This is a genomic window from Chryseobacterium sp. DT-167, from assembly GCF_058310155.1.
Map to the genome: position 1 here is coordinate 1 of NZ_JBZEEQ010000051.1, position 794 is coordinate 794.

Annotated in this window: 1 protein-coding gene; it reads right to left on the reverse strand. The window is 72.2% G+C overall.

What is annotated here, in order from left to right; translation table 11 throughout:
* Positions 1 to 166: 166 nt before the first annotated feature.
* A partial coding sequence (locus AC4FQ5_RS19670) for a class I SAM-dependent methyltransferase (RefSeq protein WP_491146232.1) occupies positions 167 to 794 on the reverse strand: 628 nt, incomplete at its 5' end.

Genomic DNA, 794 nt, shown 5'->3' on the forward strand with positions numbered 1-794 from the left:
TGGCCGCTGCGGGGCTCTCCGCCGCGCAGGTCTTCCTCGTCGGGGCGCTCGCGCTCGCCGCCGTCGTCGCCGTGGTCTTCATCCGCGGACGCAAGGAGGACCTCCTCCCGAGCGGCGAGCACGTCGTGGTCCACGCCGGCTGAGCCCTCGAACCCGGGTGCCGCGGTCAGGGACGCGGCGCCCGGGGTGGCGGGACTCCCGCCGTGGGTCGCGCCTCGATGAGCCACGACGAGTAGTGCTCGACGACCTCGCCGCCGAGCCGATGCACGATCGCGGCGGCCTCGTCGACCTCCGCCGGAGTCCAGTCGCTGAACGTCCCGAACAGTGCGCCCACCTGGTGGGAGTCGAGCCGGATGCTCCACCGGAAGGTGTGCACCCTCTCCACGGCGAAGAGGCCGGAGCCACTGAGGGCTTTGCTCGTCGCCTCCACGTCCTCGGCGGATCGGCGAGGGTCGTTTCGCCGGTGGGCCACGATCCTCTCGACCTCGCGTCGGAACGGGGTCGTCGTCGCCTCCGGATCACCGAAGACGTTCCGCCAGACCAGCCACGCTCCCTCGCTTGTGATCGCCCGAGCGACCTCGGGAAGCACGACCTCGAGATCCAGCCAGTGGATCGACGTCGCGGCCACGACGAGGTCGAACGTGGACGCTGTCAGCTCGACGTCCTCGGCCCGCGCGACGACGACCTCGGCCGTCGGGTACGAGTCCGCGAGACGCGCGGCAAGGCGCGGTCCGGGCTCGACGGCCATGACGTCCATACCCGTCGCGAGGAGCGGCCCCGTCGCCTCCCCCGAG